The sequence below is a fragment of the Lamprobacter modestohalophilus genome (assembly GCF_016583905.1).
In the GTDB taxonomy this organism is placed as follows: Bacteria; Pseudomonadota; Gammaproteobacteria; order Chromatiales; family Chromatiaceae; genus Lamprobacter; species Lamprobacter modestohalophilus.
Genome location: NZ_NRRY01000204.1, coordinates 1 through 527, shown reverse-complemented (window position 1 = coordinate 527; position 527 = coordinate 1). Strand labels below are relative to the sequence as shown.

1 protein-coding gene is annotated in these 527 nt (G+C 42.7%); it reads right to left on the bottom strand.

The window, feature by feature from the left end; translation table 11 throughout:
- Positions 1-101 precede the first annotated feature (101 nt).
- Positions 102-527 (bottom strand): type II toxin-antitoxin system VapC family toxin (locus CKO42_RS26885; RefSeq protein WP_200252929.1); only part of this gene is annotated, 426 nt, incomplete at its 5' end.

Sequence of the window (527 nt, the reverse complement as noted above, 5' to 3'; positions counted from 1 at the left end):
CTTTTTCAGATTTCTTTAAATCTTCGTAGATTGCGCGCAAGTCATGGTTAAACCTTGCAGCATGAGCTTCTCTATTTGATCTAACTTCTTCTATGATTTCGTCAATTGCCATCTTCTTCACCAAGGAGTTCTTCTGGGGTGCAAATGAAAGGCAGAAATTGGCCCTGTTTATCGAGATAGTCCATGATCTTCCTTTGCAACTCTGGATTTGCAATGTGCTTGCAATTCCATGTCAGCAAATAATCAACAGAATGAACTGTTGCGATAGCAATATGCAGGCTATCTTCTGCTGCTTTCGCAGGAATAATCCCTTTTCTCAAAAGCGCCTCTGCCAGTTGATATGCTTCTTCTGTTGCCACCAATAGTGGAATGTTCTTGACTACTTCTAAGCGTTTTTGAGCGGCGGCAGAATCGCCACCAGCACATTCACGCAACACCAGTTCTGACAGGAATAACTCATAGTCATATCGTTTATCCCACCATGCTGAGGTTATTTGTTGGTGAGCGGCACCGATAATGGTTTTACT